The 15,705-nt window shown below is 66.3% G+C and carries 12 protein-coding genes; 6 read left to right on the top strand and 6 right to left on the bottom strand.

All coding sequences use genetic code 11. The annotated features are described in order from the left end of the window. Positions 1-35 precede the first annotated feature (35 nt). Both HZY97_RS18115 and HZY97_RS18110 read left to right on the top strand, forming a co-directional pair. Positions 36-1,775: a cellulase family glycosylhydrolase gene (locus HZY97_RS18115; protein ID WP_180147144.1), complete on the top strand. Its 1,740-nt coding sequence runs from the start codon at positions 36-38 to the stop codon at positions 1,773-1,775. 113 nt (positions 1,776-1,888) lie between these two features. Further along, a complete protein-coding gene (locus tag HZY97_RS18110; RefSeq protein WP_180147141.1) occupies positions 1,889-2,812 on the top strand; it encodes a hypothetical protein in 924 nt (307 codons plus the stop codon). Between the two features lie 478 nt (positions 2,813-3,290). On the opposite strand, the gene HZY97_RS18105 is transcribed toward HZY97_RS18110, so the two are convergent. The 4 genes from HZY97_RS18105 to uvrB form a co-directional block, all read right to left on the bottom strand. Continuing rightward, positions 3,291-3,440 carry a hypothetical protein gene (locus HZY97_RS18105; protein WP_180147137.1) on the bottom strand — a complete coding sequence of 50 codons (150 nt, stop codon included), beginning with the start codon at positions 3,438-3,440 and terminating at the stop codon, positions 3,291-3,293. A 41-nt stretch (positions 3,441-3,481) separates the two neighbouring features. After that, entirely contained in the window at positions 3,482-4,030 is a 549-nt protein-coding gene (locus tag HZY97_RS18100; RefSeq protein WP_180147134.1) for a hypothetical protein, read from the bottom strand. A gap of 56 nt (positions 4,031-4,086) precedes the next feature. Then, positions 4,087-5,208, bottom strand: coding sequence for a glycoside hydrolase family 5 protein (locus HZY97_RS18095; protein ID WP_257215147.1), 1,122 nt, complete (start codon positions 5,206-5,208; stop codon positions 4,087-4,089). 94 nt (positions 5,209-5,302) lie between these two features. Next, positions 5,303-7,495 carry an excinuclease ABC subunit UvrB gene (gene uvrB, locus HZY97_RS18090; RefSeq protein ID WP_180147132.1) on the bottom strand — a complete coding sequence of 731 codons (2,193 nt, stop codon included), beginning with the start codon at positions 7,493-7,495 and terminating at the stop codon, positions 5,303-5,305. A gap of 53 nt (positions 7,496-7,548) precedes the next feature. Between uvrB and HZY97_RS18085 the strand changes: the two genes are divergently transcribed. Together HZY97_RS18085 and HZY97_RS18080 are read left to right on the top strand one after the other, a co-directional pair. Then, positions 7,549-8,121, top strand: a complete 573-nt coding sequence (locus HZY97_RS18085; protein WP_180147129.1) for a DUF3617 domain-containing protein — start codon at positions 7,549-7,551, stop codon at positions 8,119-8,121. Beyond that, positions 8,118-8,684 carry a DUF3617 family protein gene (locus tag HZY97_RS18080; RefSeq protein WP_180147126.1) on the top strand — a complete coding sequence of 189 codons (567 nt, stop codon included), beginning with the start codon at positions 8,118-8,120 and terminating at the stop codon, positions 8,682-8,684. Before HZY97_RS18085 ends, HZY97_RS18080 begins: the two co-directional genes overlap by 4 nt. A 16-nt stretch (positions 8,685-8,700) precedes the next feature. On the opposite strand, the gene HZY97_RS18075 is transcribed toward HZY97_RS18080, so the two are convergent. Together HZY97_RS18075 and HZY97_RS18070 are read right to left on the bottom strand one after the other, a co-directional pair. Further along, positions 8,701-9,162, bottom strand: a complete 462-nt coding sequence (locus HZY97_RS18075; RefSeq protein ID WP_180147123.1) for a hypothetical protein — start codon at positions 9,160-9,162, stop codon at positions 8,701-8,703. 91 nt (positions 9,163-9,253) lie between these two features. Then, a complete protein-coding gene (locus tag HZY97_RS18070; protein WP_180147120.1) occupies positions 9,254-10,453 on the bottom strand; it encodes an MBL fold metallo-hydrolase in 1,200 nt (399 codons plus the stop codon). 74 nt (positions 10,454-10,527) lie between these two features. Between HZY97_RS18070 and ligA the strand changes: the two genes are divergently transcribed. Further along, complete coding sequence (gene ligA, locus HZY97_RS18065; protein ID WP_180147117.1) at positions 10,528-12,669, top strand: NAD-dependent DNA ligase LigA; 2,142 nt, start codon at positions 10,528-10,530, stop codon at positions 12,667-12,669. 169 nt (positions 12,670-12,838) lie between these two features. Continuing rightward, positions 12,839-15,604, top strand: a complete 2,766-nt coding sequence (locus HZY97_RS18060) for a TonB-dependent receptor (protein WP_180147114.1) — start codon at positions 12,839-12,841, stop codon at positions 15,602-15,604. The last annotated feature ends 101 nt before the right edge of the window (positions 15,605-15,705 follow it).

Raw genomic sequence — 15,705 nt, 5'->3', positions numbered from 1 at the left:
AGGCTCCCTTAAAATCACAGAGAGGACCGCCCGGAATGAAGACGCTCGCGCTCGCCCTGCTCGCCTGCATGACAACGTTGCCAGCATCTGCGCAGAGCTTCCTGCGCGCCGATGGCCCGCGCATCGTCGATGAGAGCGGCAAGGAAGTCCTCCTGCGCGGAATGGGGCTCGGCGGCTGGATGCTGCAGGAGGGCTATATGCTCCAGCTCGGGCAACTCGGCTCGGGCCAGCAATACCGCATCCGCGCCGCGATCGCCGAGCTGATCGGCGAGGAGAAGACCGCCGAATTCTACCAGGCCTGGCTCGACAACCATATTCGCAAGACGGACATCGACATGATGGCGCGCTGGGGAATGAACTCGGTCCGCCTGCCGATCCACTACTATCTCCTGACTCTGCCCATCGAGAAGGAACCGGTGGCCGGCAAGGACAGCTGGCTCGAGGATGGCTTTCGCCGCATCGACACCCTGCTCGCCTGGACCAGGGCGAACGGCATGTATCTGATCCTCGATCTCCACGCCGCACCGGGCGGCCAGGGCAACGACCTGCCGATCGCCGACCGCGACCCCGCCAAGCCCTCGCTGTGGCAGAGCGCCGAGAACCGCCGCAAGACGATCGCGATATGGCGCAAGCTCGCCCAGCGCTACGCCAATGAACCGGGCATCGGCGCCTATGACGTGCTCAACGAGCCCAATTGGGACTTCACCGCGCCGGGCGGCGACCATGGCTGCAAGGAGACGGACAGCGCCCCGCTCAAGCAGCTCTACACCGACATCGCCGCGGCAATTCGCGAAGTCGACAAGCGCCACATGCTGGTGATCGAGGGCAATTGCTGGGGCAACAATTATGCCGGCCTACTGCCCTTTACCGACAAGAACACCGCGCTCAGCTTCCACAAATATTGGAACGCCAACGACGAGGCCTCGATCGCCGGCGTGCTCAAGCTGCGCGAGACCTGGAACATGCCGCTCTGGCTCGGGGAATCGGGCGAGAATTCGAACGTCTGGTTCCGCGACGCGATCGCCCTGGTAGAGAAGCACGATATTGGCTGGGCCTTCTGGCCGCTCAAGAAGATCGGCTTCAACAACCCGCTCGAGATCACGCCCAACCCCGGCTGGGCGAAGCTCGTCGCCTATTGGACCGGCAAGGGCCCGCGTCCGAGCGCCGACGAAGCCTATGCCACGCTGATGCAGCTCGCCCGCCACGACATCCGCCACGAGAACAACCAGTTCCACCAGGATGTGGTCGACGCGATGCTGCGCCAGCCGCACGATCCCAGCCCGCGCCCCTCGGCGCCGCTGCTGGTCACGGCGGAAGGCGGCGCGGTCGATGCGGTCGACTATGATATCGGCCCCGCGGGCGTCGCCTATTCCGACACCGACGACGCCAATTACCATGTCTCCACGGGCAAGGCGCGGACGTTGTGGAATAACGGCCGGACTTGGCGCAACGACGGCGTCGATATCGCCCGCGAGGAGGGCGAGAGCCTTTATGTCAGCGACTTCAAGCCGGGCGAATGGATGCGCTACTCGCTCTCCGCAGACGGCGGCGGCAGTTTCTCGGTCGAGGTCGAAGCCAAGTCCGGGGCCGGCGGCGCGCTGACGGTCACGCTCAACGGCACGCCGTTCACGCTGCACGTGCCGGCCGGCACCGGCTGGCAGAAGCTCCGCCTGCCCGCGCCGGTCGCCCTGCTCGACGGCAACAACATGCTCGTACTGGGCTCGAAGAGTTTTGACGGGGCCGTGCGCGGGTTTCGCTTCGAGCCGGCGCGGTGACCCGAACGGGTAACCAGCCCCCACGCGTCGAATTGGAAGCCAGGCCCGATCGGGCCGTTGGCCGCCGCAAATCGATGCGATACAACGCCGTCTGATTGTTCAGCGAGGCGTATATGCGAGGACTGTTTCACGGCATCGGAACCGCAGCGGCGCTGCTCCTGGCAGGCTCGGCCGTCGCGCAGGAGCGCCCGGCGTCCGATCCCGATTCCAACATCGTCGTGCGCGGCAAGACGCTCAGCGCCAAGGAACAGGCGCGCGCGCTGGTCGGCCGGATGTCGGTGCCCGTGGAGGGGCAGCTGGCGCGGTTCGGCGACGAGGTCTGTCCCTTCGTGTCGGGGTTCACCGAAGTCTATGCGGCCAAGGTCGCCGCGCGGATCCGCAAGGTCGCGGCCGAAGCCGGCGCCTCGCCCGGGGGCGCCAAATGCCGGCCCAATCTGGTCGTCGTGATCGTCGATGACGGCCGCGAATTCACGCGCGAGCTCTACCGCCTCTATCCCGGCCAGTTCACCGACATGGACTCCGCCAAGCGCAAGCGCCTGCTCGCGTCGCAGGCCGCCGCGCGCAGCTGGACGGTCACGGGCATCCACAATGAGGATGGCCAGGCGATCGGCCTGTCCAGCTCGAGCGAGAGCGACACCAGCATGAACGGCGCGCGCATCACCGTCGGCAACGGCAAGCCCGTGCTGCGCGTGTCGCAGGCATCGATCATCAACCCGCCGACGCAGCAGGAAATCGAGCTCGCCTATGTGGTGATCGAGACGCGCGCGACGCTCGGCAAGAACCTCATGCAGGTCGCCGACTATGCGGCGATGCGCGGCCTGATGCAGAGCCGCCCCGAAAAGCTTGCGGCGGACGACAATACGATCCTGCGCCTGTTCGAGCCCGGCACTGTGGCCGGTCCGACGACGCTGACCACCAGCGACCGCGCCTATCTCACCGGCCTCTATTACGGCCGGGGCAATCGCAGCGCCGCGTCGCAAATGGGGCAGATCAGCGCGGGCGTGGCCAAAAAGGCCGAGGCGGAGGCCGCACAATAAAGAGGCGGCCCTGGCAGGCCGCCGCTCCTCGCCCGTCGCGAGGTTCGCATAGCGTAAAATGAAAGAGGTCGCCGAGGCGTCTCCCGACGACCCGGCGACCTCCGACATGGTCACAGCGGCCGGATGTTCCAGCCCGGGAGACCATGCGGACCGCTTTGCTTCGAACTGGCGCCGTTGATTGGAGGAGAATACCTCCCGTGCGCCTTACGATCGGAGGGCTTCCGATCGCGTTCTCCGCTTAGCGGTGCGTCTCCCGAACGAACTGAACCGACCCCATTGCTGAACCATGAGACATCGGATCACCTCCTTTCGCCAGTTGAAGAGCACGTACCCTGCGTCGGGCACGCCAACTATTTGAATCACCGCGAGTCGCAGAACAAGTCTTGTATAAAATCTTTTTCTGAGCGATTCTTGGAGTTCTGGGCCGAAAGCCGGCGCCGGAGCTCCCCACACATCGCTGGAACGTCAGCCCGCCGCCCTAGTGCCGCTTGAAATATTGCACCTCGCGCTCGTGCTTCTCCGCAGCCGCGCGCGTGTCGAATGTGCCAAGATTGCGGCGCTTGTGCGTGTCGGGATCGACCTTGCGCGAATAGAGCCGGTACTCGCCCGACTTGAGCTTGCGGATCATCGCCTCTCTCCTCGCCGCATCAATGCGCGAGGGCGGCCGATCTATCCCCGGCAATCCTCGGCGACGCGCAGGATCTCGGCATAAGCGGGCACCACGATGGTCGGCAGGCCTGCACCCTCCACCAGGAACCGCCCGCGGCTATAGCCCATCGCATCTAGCGCCGGGTCGCGCGGCGCCAGCTCCGCGGCGAGCCAGGGTGAGGTGCCCGCCGCCACCGGCTGCACGGCAAGCTGGCGCAGCGTGCTGGTCGTGCGCAGCGTGAGGTTCGCGGTACCCCCTCCACGGCGCGAGAACACAACGCGGCCACGTCCGCTGTCGCAGCGCAGCGTCAGTTCGGCCTCGCCGCCCGCCACGCCGTACAGCGCGATCGAGCCGCGTCCGTCCTGGCGATAGGCCCAGTTGCCGGGCGTCAGCGGCCAGTCGCGCCAATCGGCACTGCGCGTCGGCGTCGGCGCGGGTGCGGGGGCAGGCGTCGGCATGGGGGTGGGCAGCGGAGCCGGGCGCGGCGCGGGCGCCGGCACGATGGACGGCGTTTCCGAACAGCCCGCAATGGCGAGTGCGGAGGCGAAGACGAGCAGTTGGCGGCGCATCGCGGCCTTATGCGGGAACTCCCCGAACGGCTCAACCGCCGCGGCGGCGAAACGACTTATTGTAGCGTCGTCGTGGTCTGGATCGCTTCGACCATGCCGGGCAGCCAGGCACTGCCGTCGCGCAGCTTGAACGTGTTGGTATAGGCCCAGGCGCAGCTCTGCACCCCGATCGACGCGTAGGCCGAGGTGATCGTGCCGTAATATTTGACCCGCTCCGAAAGCGGGATCGCGGGATCGTCGTGCACGCCATATTCGCCAACGAACACGCTGCGCCCGGTGCGGCTCATATAGGCCTGCACCTTGGCCAGATTGGCGTTGAGCTCGGCATAGTCCGCCGCGCTGCCGAACACGCGCCCGAGCGGCGGCGTGGGCGTCACATAGGTCGCGCCCTGGTGGGTGAAGGCGAACGGGTCATAGGTGTGGATCGTCGCCACGACATAGGGATCGGAGGGGATCCACACCGTCGCCAGCGAATCCACCCCGCTCCAGCCCTGGCCGCCGATGATCACCGGGCGCGTCGGATTGGTCGCGCGGACATTGGCGAGCGCAGGCGCAAGGATCGCCTGGAGGTTGGTGTCGTTGAGCGCGCCATTGGGTTCGTTCATCAGCTCGAACCACACCGACGCCGTCGGCTCGCTGGCGAATTCGGCCGCGACCTGCTTCCAAATCTCGGCGAAGCGCACGGCATGCGCCGCCGGCGCGGTCGCCATTTCCTCATAATGATGGACGTTTAGGATCACGTTGAGCCCCGCCGCCCGCGCGGTGTCGACGACGTGCCGCACCCGCGCCATCCACGCCGCGTCGATCGTATAGGGCGCCGCCGCCAGCGCATGCGTCGACCAGCGCACCGGCACGCGCACCGTGTTGAACCCGGCCGTCTTGATGATCGTGAAGTCATTGTCGACGATCGCGCGGCCCCAATCGCCTTCATTGGGCGCCTCGAGGTGATTGCCCATGTTCACGCATTTGCCGATCGGCAGCGAGATGCCGGTGGTCGGCACAAAGGCAGCCTTGGCCGTATAGACCGGCGCGCTCGGGGTGGGCGTGGGTGTCGGCGAAGCACTGGCAGTCGGCGTCGGCGTGACCGATGTCGCCCCGCCCCCGCCCGCCGAGGCACTGCCCCCGCTGCACGCGACCAGGGCAAGCACCGCAAAGCTCGAAAATGCCTTCAAGCGCATCGACATCCCTCCGTTGCCGGCGACGGATCACAGTCCGCCGCTCTGGCTTCGAGCGAATGTTAGCGCTAACTATGCGCGATGCAAGCAGCGCGGCTTATCGCCGGCTGCCCCCGCCCCATTTCTTCTGGACCTTGCCGTACCGCGTCTTGCGCGTGCCCGGCTTGCCTTCGTTGCTCCGCCCCATCACCGGCGCCTTGTGCTCGCCCGGTGGCAGGCCAAGCTCTTCCTGCTCCAGCGCGCGGATCTCGTCGCGCAGGCGGCCGGCTTCCTCGAACTCGAGGTTGGCTGCGGCATCGCGCATCTTCTTCTCGAGCTCCTCGATGTACGCACGGAGGTTGTGGCCGACCATGTGCGGGCGATCGGCGTCGATCTCGACCGTCACCTGGTCCTTGTTCGACACATGCGCGATGATGTCGCCGATGTTGCGCTTGATCGTCTCGGGCGTGATGCCGTGCTCGAGATTATATTCGTGCTGCTTCTCGCGTCGGCGCCCGGTCTCGGCGAGCGCGCGCTCCATCGATCCGGTGATGCGGTCGGCATAGAGGATCACCCGGCCCTCTACGTTACGCGCCGCGCGGCCGATCGTCTGGATCAGCGAAGTCTCGCTGCGCAGGAAACCTTCCTTGTCGGCATCGAGGATCGCGACCAGCCCGCACTCGGGGATGTCGAGGCCCTCGCGCAGCAGGTTGATGCCGACCAGCACGTCGTACACGCCCATCCGCAGGTCGCGGATCAGCTCGATGCGCTCCAGCGTCTCGGTGTCCGAGTGCATGTAGCGGACCTTCACGCCCGCCTCGTGCATATATTCGGTCAGATCCTCGGCCATCCGCTTGGTGAGCGTGGTCACCAAGGTGCGATAGCCCATCGCGGTGGTCTTCTTGCACTCGACGATCAGGTCCTGAACCTGCTCCTCGACCGGCTTGATCTCGACCGGCGGGTCGATCAGCCCGGTCGGGCGGATCACCTGCTCGACGAACACGCCGCCGGTCTGCTCCATCTCCCAGCCGCCCGGCGTCGCCGAGACATAGACGGTCTGCGGGCGCATCGCCTCCCACTCGTTGAAGCGCAGCGGCCGGTTGTCGATCGCGCTCGGCAGGCGGAAGCCATATTCGGCCAGCGTCACCTTGCGGCGGTGATCGCCGCGCGACATGCCGTTGATCTGGCCGATCGTCTGGTGGCTCTCGTCGACGAACAGCAGCGCGTTCTCGGGCAGATACTCGAACAAAGTGGGCGGCGGCTCGCCGGGCAGGCGGCCGGTGAGGAAGCGCGAGTAATTCTCGATGCCCGCGCAAGAGCCGGTCGCCGCGATCATCTCGAGGTCGAAATTGGTTCGCTGCTCCAGCCGCTGATGCTCGAGCAGCTTGCCCTCGATCTCCAGCTCCTTGAGCCGCTCGTTCAGCTCGTGGCGAATGCCCTCCATCGCCTGCTTCATCGTCGGCCCGGGCGTCACATAGTGCGAGTTGGCGAAGACGCGGATGTAGTTGAGGCTCGCCACCTTCGCGCCCGTCAGCGGGTCGAACTCGGTGATCTCTTCGATATCGTCGCCGAAGAAGCTGATCCGCCAGGCGGTGTCCTCATAGTGCGACGGGAAGATCTCGAGGCTGTCGCCGCGCACCCGGAAATTGCCGCGTGCAAAGGCCTGGTCGTTGCGCTTGTACTGGAGCGCGACGAGCTTGCGGATGATCTCGCGCTGGTCGGCGACCTGGCCCTTTTTCAGGTCGAAGATCATCGCCGAATAGGTCTCGACCGATCCGATGCCGTACAGGCACGAGACCGATGCCACGATGATCACATCGTCACGTTCGAGCAGCGAGCGGGTGGCGGAGTGCCGCATCCGGTCGATCGCCTCGTTCACCGAGCTTTCCTTCTCGATGTACGTGTCAGACCGGGCGACATAGGCCTCGGGCTGGTAATAGTCGTAGTAGCTGACGAAATATTCGACCGCGTTCTCGGGGAAGAAGCTCTTGAACTCGCCATAGAGCTGCGCCGCCAGGATCTTGTTGGGCGCGAGGATCAGCGCCGGGCGCTGCAGCGTCTCGATCACCTTGGCCATCGTATAGGTCTTGCCCGACCCGGTGACGCCGAGCAGCACCTGGTCGCGCTCACCCGCCTTCGCCTGCTCGACGAGCTCGGGGATCGCGAAGCGCTGGTCGCCCGAAGGCTCATATTCGCTGACGAGCTTGAACGCCCGGCCGCCCTCGAGCTTGTCGGGGCGCTGCGGGCGGTGCGGGACGAAGGCCTGCCCGGTCTCGGGCTCGGCCAGGCTGGTGCGAATCTGGATTGCCATCGCGGGGAATATGGGGTGTGGCTGCGCCATACGCCAACCCCAGGGGGAACATCATGCGCCTGACCATTCTCGCCGCCGGAGCGCTGCTGCTCCCGCTCGCCGCCTGCAACAAGGGCCCCTCGACCGAGGAAAGCGCGCGCGCGACCGGCGAGATCCGGCTCGAGAATGCCAGCATGGAGGAAGTCGCCAAGCAGAGCGCCGCGGCCGATGCCAAGACCGCCAGCCAGCCGGGCCAGTGGGAGAACAGCTTCCAGCTCGTCGCGATCGAGACCGGCGGCGTACCCGAGCCGATCGCTTCGCAGATGAAGGCCGAAGTCGGCAAGCCGCCCAAGACCGAGACCAGCTGCCGCAAGGCCGAGGACGTCAAGCCGATCGACCTCTCCAAGCTCTCGCCGATGCAGCGCGGCTGCAAGTTCCCGAAATACCAGGTTGTCAGCGGCAAGATCGACGCGGTGATGGAATGCGACACGCCGATGGGCAAGTCGCACATGACGATCAACGGCAGCCAGACCAAGACCAGCTACGACCTGACCATGACCCAGCGCCAGACCGTGCCGGGCCAGACCAAGGAATCGTCGATGACCGTCCGGATGACCGGCAAGCGCCTGGGCGAGTGCAAGGCATGATCCGCGCCCTGGCGGCGCCCGCCGCAGCCGCCGCGCTGGTGCTGCTGACGGGCGCCGGCCAGGCGAGCGACGGCTTCACGATCACCGACGCGAGCGCCGATCAGGTGGCGGCCGCCTATGCCAAGGCCAGGCCCGGCGGCCCGATGCACATGGGCCAGTGGGACCGCGCGATCACCATCGCCGCGTTCGACCTGCCCGGCATGGCGCCGGGCGCCGATCGCGACGCGGCGATCGCCAAGGCCAAGGAGATGAAGAAGGTCGAGAGCGTCTGCCATTCGGGCACCGATCTCGCCGCGCCCGAGCCGGCGCAGATCTTCGAGATGCTCGGTACCGAATGCCACTATCAGAAGCTGACGATGGGCGGCGGCAAGTTCGACGGCACGCTGAGCTGCCAGGGTGACGAGCCGGGCTCGAAGGTCGATGTCGCTGTGTCGGGCACCTATGCCGCGGAAAGCTTCGCGATCCGTCTCGACATCGATCAGCAGCCCGAAGATCCCGCCCAGCGCATGAAGATGACGATGCTGCTCGACGGCCACCGCACCGGCGAATGCAAGCCGGGCTAGGCTTTACTGCCCGGCGCTAGCGTTCGGGGCGATAGGCGATGCGCCACATCAGCACCGCCGTCGCCCCGGCGAACAGCGCCAGGATCCCGCTCGAGGCGATCGCGCTGATCCAGCGGAACAGCAGCGCGCGATTGTCCATCGGCGGCATCTCGAACAGCCCGAAGCCATAGGTCTGCGCGCCGACGAAGATCGCGAGCGCCGTGACCGCGCCGACTATTGCAGCATGCCGCGCGCGGCGCAGGCCGGCGACGTGCATCACCAGCCAGATCGGCCCGCCCACCGCAGTGATCGCGATGCCGGCGATCAGGCTGCCGATCAGCCAGCCGCTCACCAGGCTCAGCGCATCGCGCTTGCCGCCGAGCAGCAGCAGGCCGAGCACGATCAGCCCCGCAAACGCACTGCCCGCGCCGAGCGCAAGGCCGGCGCGGTCGATCGTCGTATCATAGCGTCGCACGGCGCCCATCGCGCGGTCGTTCACTGGGGACCCCTCCCGGATTCGCGGCGACGATAACCCCGCGCGCCGAGTCCCTACAAGCACCTGAAAATACGGGGGTGCCGAATCCGGCGGATCAGCGCAGCGCGTCGAACCGGCCACCGGCGATACAGGCCCGAAGCGCAGCATAATCGGGCGCGCGGGGTACCGCGCCGAGCGGCGGCACCGCGAAGGTCTCGCCGATCCGCCGTGCCCCGAACCGCGCCGGGTCCTCGCCCGCACAGCGCAGCATGCCGCGCAGCATGACCGGCGGCGTCGCATAGCCTTCGCGCGACAGGCGGAACGTGCCCCAATGCACCGGCATCGCGAACGGGCGGCCGAGCCCGTCCCACACCTGGATTGCACCCTGCGGCCCGATATGGCTGGCGCCTGCCATCTGACCCTCGTCGAAGCGGAACGCCCCGATCGGGATCGCAGCAAAGCGGATCGGCCCGTGCGCCGCCGCCTCGGCGGGCCACTTCCCGTCCCCGAGCCCGGTATCGCCCGCGAAGAAGAAATTGCCATGCGGCAGCGTCACCACGAAGCTCGACCAAAGCGCCCGGCTGCGATCGGCGAACCAGCGGCTGCCCCAGTGATGGCTGCGGGATACAACCGCCATCGAATAGCGCCCGCAAGGCTCGCCGGTCTGCGGCACGTCGCTATGGCAAAGGCGCGCCGGAATCTCCTGCCCCCAGTCGAGCGCGAAAGACGGAATGCCGGCAGAGCGGAGGATTGCGTCATTGCCGAGCGAGGTGACGATGCGCGGTTTGTCGCGCGCCCACAGCCGCTTGAGCGTCGGCAGATCCATATGGTCATAGTGATTATGGCTGACGAGGACGAGGTCGATCCGCGGCAGATCTTGGAAGCGCACCCCCGGCTCCGCCACTCGCTTCGGCCCGAAGCCGAACGGCCCAACCGTCTCGCTCCACACCGGATCGGTCAGGATGTTCAGGCCGTCCGCCTGTACCAGCACGCTGGCATGCCCGATCCAGGTGACTCGCATCTCCCCGCCCTCGACGCGCGCCGGCGGCTTGCCCGGCGCCACCGCCACCTTGTCCGGCCAGGCCGGCCGCGTCGCATCGCCGAACGCCTGCTGCCACAGCAGCCGGTTGCGCCGCGCCGGCGAGATATCGAGCGCGTCGCCATCGGGATTGAAGAAGCGCTGCCCGTCGAAATGGCTACTCACCGGCCCGCGATAATAAATCCGGTCGAGGAAGAAGGGCGCAACCGTGGCGGAGACGCACAATGCGACCACGGCCCAGAGCAAGATGGCGAGAACGATCCGGGCAAAGCGCATTGCGGCCTATGTCGTCGTCCGCGCCCGCGCGTTCAAGCTTGATCGCCAACCCGCGCCCAGCCTAACCCGGCATCATGGAGTCCCTGCCGCAGCACCCGCAAGAAGCCGCCCTCGAGCTCGAGAAGCTCGCTGCCGAGATCGCGCACCACAACCGGCTCTACCACGCCGAGGATGCGCCCGAGATCAGCGACGCGGATTATGACGCGCTGATGCGGCGCAACACTGCGATCGAGGCTGCCTTCCCCGATCTGGTCCGCGCCGATTCGCCGTCGAAGCTGGTCGGCTCGGCACCTTCGGGCCGGCTCGCCAAGGTCGCGCATGCCCGCCCGATGTTCAGCCTCGACAATGGCTTTCAGGACGAGGACGTCGCCGACTTCCTCGGCCGCGTCCGTCGCTTCCTCGCGCTCAGCGACGACGAGGCCGTGGCGCTCACCGCCGAACCCAAGATCGACGGCCTGTCCTGCTCGCTGCGCTACGAGAACGGCAAGCTGGTCCAGGCGCTCACCCGCGGCGACGGCCAGATCGGCGAGGACGTGACCGCCAACGCCCGCACAATCGCCGACATTCCCCAGACGATCTCGGGCGCGCCGGAAATCTTCGAGGTCCGCGGCGAGGTCTATATGGCGAAGGACGACTTCGCCGCCTTGAACGCCCGCCTCCTCGCCGAGGCCGAGGAGAGCGGCAAGGAAGCTCGCCAGTTCGCCAATCCGCGCAACGCCGCCGCCGGCTCGCTGCGCCAGAAGGATGCCGCCGTCACCGCATCGCGTCCCTTGCGCTTCCTCGCCTGGGGCTGGGGCGAAACCACGTCGCTGCCCGGCGAGACCCAGGTCGCGGTGATCCGCGCGATCGCGGCGATGGGCTTCCCGGTGTCGGACCTGTTCACCGGCCCGGTCGACCTCGACGCCGCGCTGGCCCAGTATCGCAAGATCGAGACAGTGCGCGCCGATCTCCCATTCGATATCGACGGGGTGGTCTACAAGATCGACCGGCTCGACTGGCAGACCCGGCTCGGTTTTGTCGGCCGCTTCCCGCGCTGGGGCCTGGCGCACAAATTCCCTGCCGAGCGCGCCCAGACGATTTTGCGCGCGATCGACATCCAGGTCGGCCGCACCGGCAAGCTCACCCCGGTCGCACGACTGGAGCCCGTCACCGTCGGCGGTGTCGTCGTCACCAATGCGACGCTGCACAATGCCGACGAAGTCGCCCGGCTTGGCGTGCGCCCCGGCGACCGCGTCGTCCTCCAGCGCGCCGGCGACGTAATCCCGCAGATCGTCGAGAACCTCACCCGCGACGAAGCGCGCCCCCCCTATGTCTTCCCCACCCATTGCCCGATCTGCGATTCCGAAGCGGTGGCCGAGGAAGGCGAAGTCGATGTCCGCTGCACCGGCGGGCTGATCTGCCCTGCGCAGCGGCTCGAGCGGCTCAAGCATTTCGTCAGCCGTGGCGCGCTCGACATTGAGGGGCTGGGCGAGAAGACGCTCGCCGAATTCCTCGAACTGGGCTGGATCGCCGAGCCGGCCGACATATTCCGCCTCGGCGCGCACCGCGACGACCTGGTCGGGCGCGAGGGCTGGCAGGAGAAATCGGTCGATGCACTGATGGCGGCGATCGAGGCCAAGCGCGCGCCCGATGCCGCGCGGCTGCTCTTCGGCCTGGGCATCCGCCATATCGGCGCGATCACGGCGCGAGACCTGTTGAAACGCTATGCAACAATGGGGGCGCTCCAGGCACTCGCCGACGAGGTCATCGCGTTGCGCGACGCCAGTCCGGCGGTGCTGGGCGAAACCGAAACAAAGCACCGCGCCCGCCTCGACAAGGCGATCGCCGAGCATATCGGCGTCGAGAATGTCGGCGGCGCGGTAGGTCAGGCTTTGGCCGATTTCTTCCACGAACCGCACAACCGCGCGGTGTGGAACGACCTGGTCGGCGCCGATGGCGGCCAGGTCGCGCCGCCGCCCTTCATCGTCGAGACGCGCGAATCGGAAGTCTCGGGAAAGACGCTGGTTTTCACCGGCACGCTCGAGGAACTGAGTCGCGACGAAGCCAAGGCCCAGGCCGAATCGCTCGGTGCCCGAGTCGCCGGATCGGTCTCGGCGAAGACTGATCTGGTGATTGCGGGCCCCGGCGCCGGCTCGAAGCTCAAAAAGGCCGCGGACCTCGGGATTCGCGTGATTTCAGAGGGGGAATGGCTCGAAATAGTCGGTAATTCGGAGTGACTTTTTTGCAACGCAACAATCCTGAATCGTGCATTAACCACCGCACTCAACAGGTCACGGATTGACTGTCACAGGACCGACATAAATTAATCGCATGGGCGGCGACGACGGTGAACCGCACCGCGTTCAGTGCACACGATAAGCACACACCGAAAGGGAAACACCTCTAATGCGCACCAAGCTTTTTGCGGGCGTGGCTTTTGCCGCGCTGATGGTCCCGGCGAGCGCTTTTGCGCAGTCGACCGGTTCCGCGGACTTCGAAGGCGAAGAAATCGTCGTCACCGGTTCGCGCGTGAACACCAACCAGATCACCATCCCTGACGTGCCCAAGTCGCGTGTGACCGTTGGCGCCGAGACCATCTCGCACCAGCGCCCCGGCCAGACCGTCAACGAGATCATCAACCTCGTCCCGGGTGTGAGCTTCCAAAACAACGACGCGACCGGCGCAGCCGGCGGCACGTTCACGATCCGCGGCTTCGACAGCTCGCGCATCTCGCAGACGCTGGACGGCATTCCGCTGAACGACACCGGCAACTACGCGATCTACACCAACCAGCAGCAGGATCCGGAAACGCTCGACTCGGTCAGCGTCAACCTGGGCACCACCGATGTGGACAGCCCCACGGCATCGGCCGTCGGCGGCACCGTCAACATCCGTACGCGCGTCCCCTCGGAGACCTTCGGCGGCATGCTGTCGGGCACCTATGGTGACTATATCGGCATCGGCAACAACATGAGCCGTCCGATGTTCCGCGTGTTCGGCATGGTCGACACCGGCGACATCGCGCATTCGGGCGTCCGCGCCTTCTTCTCGGCTTCGAACCTCGAAGCGCGCCAGCCGTTCAACAACTACGGCAAGCTGAAGAAGCAGCAGTACAACTTCCGTCTGTACAAGAGCCTGGGCGACAATGGCGACTTCGTCTCGCTCGGCGGCCAGTATAACGAGAACCGCAACAACTTCTTCGGTTCGGTTCCGCTGCGCACTGACAGCACTCAGTCGAACACCAACCTCGCGGCCCGCATCGTCGGCCCGAACAGCGCAAACCGCTTCCCGCATAACCGCGATGAGCGCTTCTACAACATCAACTACCCGTGCCAGATCAACACCGCCGCCCGCCCGGGCCTCGCGGATGTGCCGTCGGCAGCCCCGGCCGCTCCGACCGCGGGCGCAAGCTGCGGTCAGGAATTCGATCGCCGCTACAATCCGTCGAACACCGGCAGCCTGCGCTTCGGTTCGCGCTTCTCGCTGAGCGACAAGCTGACCTTCACGCTCGACGCCAGCTACCAGTACACCAAGGCCAATGGCGGCGGCACGGTCAGCCTGCTCGAGAGCAAGGCGAATCTGAGCCAGACGGCGGTCAATGACGGCATGACCGGCGTGATCAACACCGGCCCGAACACCGGCAACTTCTCGCCGGCCGGCTTCGGCTATTATGTCGGCCGCGATCTCAACGGCGACGGCGACACGCTCGACACCATCCTCGGTGTTGCGCCCAGCCAGACCCAGACCCGCCGCTTCGGCGCAGTCGCCGGTCTCGCCTATGACCTGGACGACAACAACCGCGTCCGCCTGAACTACACGTTCGACTATGGCCGCCACCGCCAGACCGGCGAAGCGGGCTATGTGATGCCGAACGGCGAGCCGTTCGACGTCTTCCCGGTCAACGACCCGATCCTCGACGCCACCGGCGCCGCGATCGAAAAGCGTGACCGCAAGTCGATCGCGATGCTCAACCAGGTGTCGGGCGAATATCGCGGCCAGTTCCTCGATGAGAAGCTGATCGTGAACATCGGCGTGCGTGCGCCGTTCTTCCAGCGTCGCCTCGACCAGCGCTGCTTCACCGTCGCCGGCAACGGCAACGTGTCGTGCGTCTCGCCGAGCCAGACTGCGGCCTATCAGGCTGCCAACCCGTACACCTTCTTCGGTCCGGGCGTGACGACGGTCGGCGCGGTTGCCCGTCCGACCACGGGTTCGTGCGCCATCACCACCCGCGCTTGCGTGGTTGGTTTCGCACCGCCGCAGAAGCGCGAGTTCAACTATAACCGCGCGCTGCCGAACATCGGCCTGACCTACAAGTTCGGTGACGGCTTCAGCGTTTATGCCAGCTACGCCAAGGGCCTCTCGGTCCCCGGCACGGACAACCTGTACAACTCGTTCTACTATGCGTCGGGTTCGGAGCAGGCGACGCCGAAGCCGGAGACCACCGACAGCTTCGATCTGGGCCTGCGCTACAACTCGGGCAAGATCCAGGCACAGCTGGCCAGCTGGTACACCAAGTTCCAGAACCGCACCGTCTCGGTCTACGACATCGAGAGCGACACCAGCATCTACCGTAACCTCGGCAAGGTCGATAAGTACGGCTTCGATGCGTCGATCTCGTATCGTCCGACCCGCGACCTGCTCGTCTACGCCTTCACCTCGTACCTGCACTCGAAGATCCAGGACAACATCGAGGCCGGCGTGACGTCGGGCGGCGTGACCAACTACTTCCAGACGGCCGGCAAGCGCGAAGGCGGCTCGCCCGACTGGACGTTCGGTGGCCGCGTGCAGGGCACCGTGGGTCTGTTCGACCTCGGCGTGCAGTCGAAGTACACCGGCGGCCGCTTCGTCAACGACGAGAACCTCCCGGTCTATGCCTGCGCGGGCACGATCTCGGGCGGCCTCTGCCCGACCGCTTCGCAGTACCAGATCTACACTGCGAAGATGCCGGCCTATGCGGTTGTCGACCTCGACGTCCGCTTCAACTTCGGCCAGCTGCTCGACGGCAACAAGACCTACTTCCAGCTGAACGTCAGCAACCTGTTCGACCGCTTCTACGTCGGCGGCCTGACCGGTTCGTCGGGCTTCGTGGGTCTTCCGAACCGCTACTCGATCGGCAACGCCATCATCGGCACGCCGCGCTCGATCACCGGCTCGATCGTGATGGCCTTCTAAGCCACCGCGTCACGACCAGAAAAGCCGCCGCTCCGGGCAACCGGGGCGGCGGTTTTCGTTTGGGGAAGCGGGCGGGCGCCGAAACCCGGCGCAGCGTCGGA

The organism is Sphingomonas sp. R-74633 (assembly GCF_013416555.1).
Taxonomy (GTDB): Bacteria; Pseudomonadota; Alphaproteobacteria; order Sphingomonadales; family Sphingomonadaceae; genus Sphingomonas.
The sequence above is the reverse complement of the archived record's forward strand: the minus strand, read 5'-3'. Positions and strand labels throughout refer to the sequence as shown.

Bases quoted from the DNA above. Each gene is read 5' to 3' on its own strand.
- HZY97_RS18095 (WP_257215147.1), bottom strand. From the start codon at position 5,208: ATGCGCTTGAAGGCATTTTCGAGCTTTGCGGTGCTTGCCCTGGTCGCG.
- HZY97_RS18070 (WP_180147120.1), bottom strand. From the start codon at position 10,453: ATGCGCTTTGCCCGGATCGTTCTCGCCATCTTGCTCTGGGCCGTGGTC.
- HZY97_RS18100 (WP_180147134.1), bottom strand. From the start codon at position 4,030: ATGCGCCGCCAACTGCTCGTCTTCGCCTCCGCACTCGCCATTGCGGGC.
- HZY97_RS18110 (WP_180147141.1), top strand. From the start codon at position 1,889: ATGCGAGGACTGTTTCACGGCATCGGAACCGCAGCGGCGCTGCTCCTG.
- HZY97_RS18060 (WP_180147114.1), top strand. From the start codon at position 12,839: ATGCGCACCAAGCTTTTTGCGGGCGTGGCTTTTGCCGCGCTGATGGTC.
- HZY97_RS18085 (WP_180147129.1), top strand. From the start codon at position 7,549: ATGCGCCTGACCATTCTCGCCGCCGGAGCGCTGCTGCTCCCGCTCGCC.
- HZY97_RS18115 (WP_180147144.1), top strand. From the start codon at position 36: ATGAAGACGCTCGCGCTCGCCCTGCTCGCCTGCATGACAACGTTGCCA.
- HZY97_RS18080 (WP_180147126.1), top strand. From the start codon at position 8,118: ATGATCCGCGCCCTGGCGGCGCCCGCCGCAGCCGCCGCGCTGGTGCTG.
- ligA (WP_180147117.1), top strand. From the start codon at position 10,528: ATGGAGTCCCTGCCGCAGCACCCGCAAGAAGCCGCCCTCGAGCTCGAG.
- uvrB (WP_180147132.1), bottom strand. From the start codon at position 7,495: ATGGCAATCCAGATTCGCACCAGCCTGGCCGAGCCCGAGACCGGGCAG.
- HZY97_RS18105 (WP_180147137.1), bottom strand. From the start codon at position 3,440: ATGATCCGCAAGCTCAAGTCGGGCGAGTACCGGCTCTATTCGCGCAAG.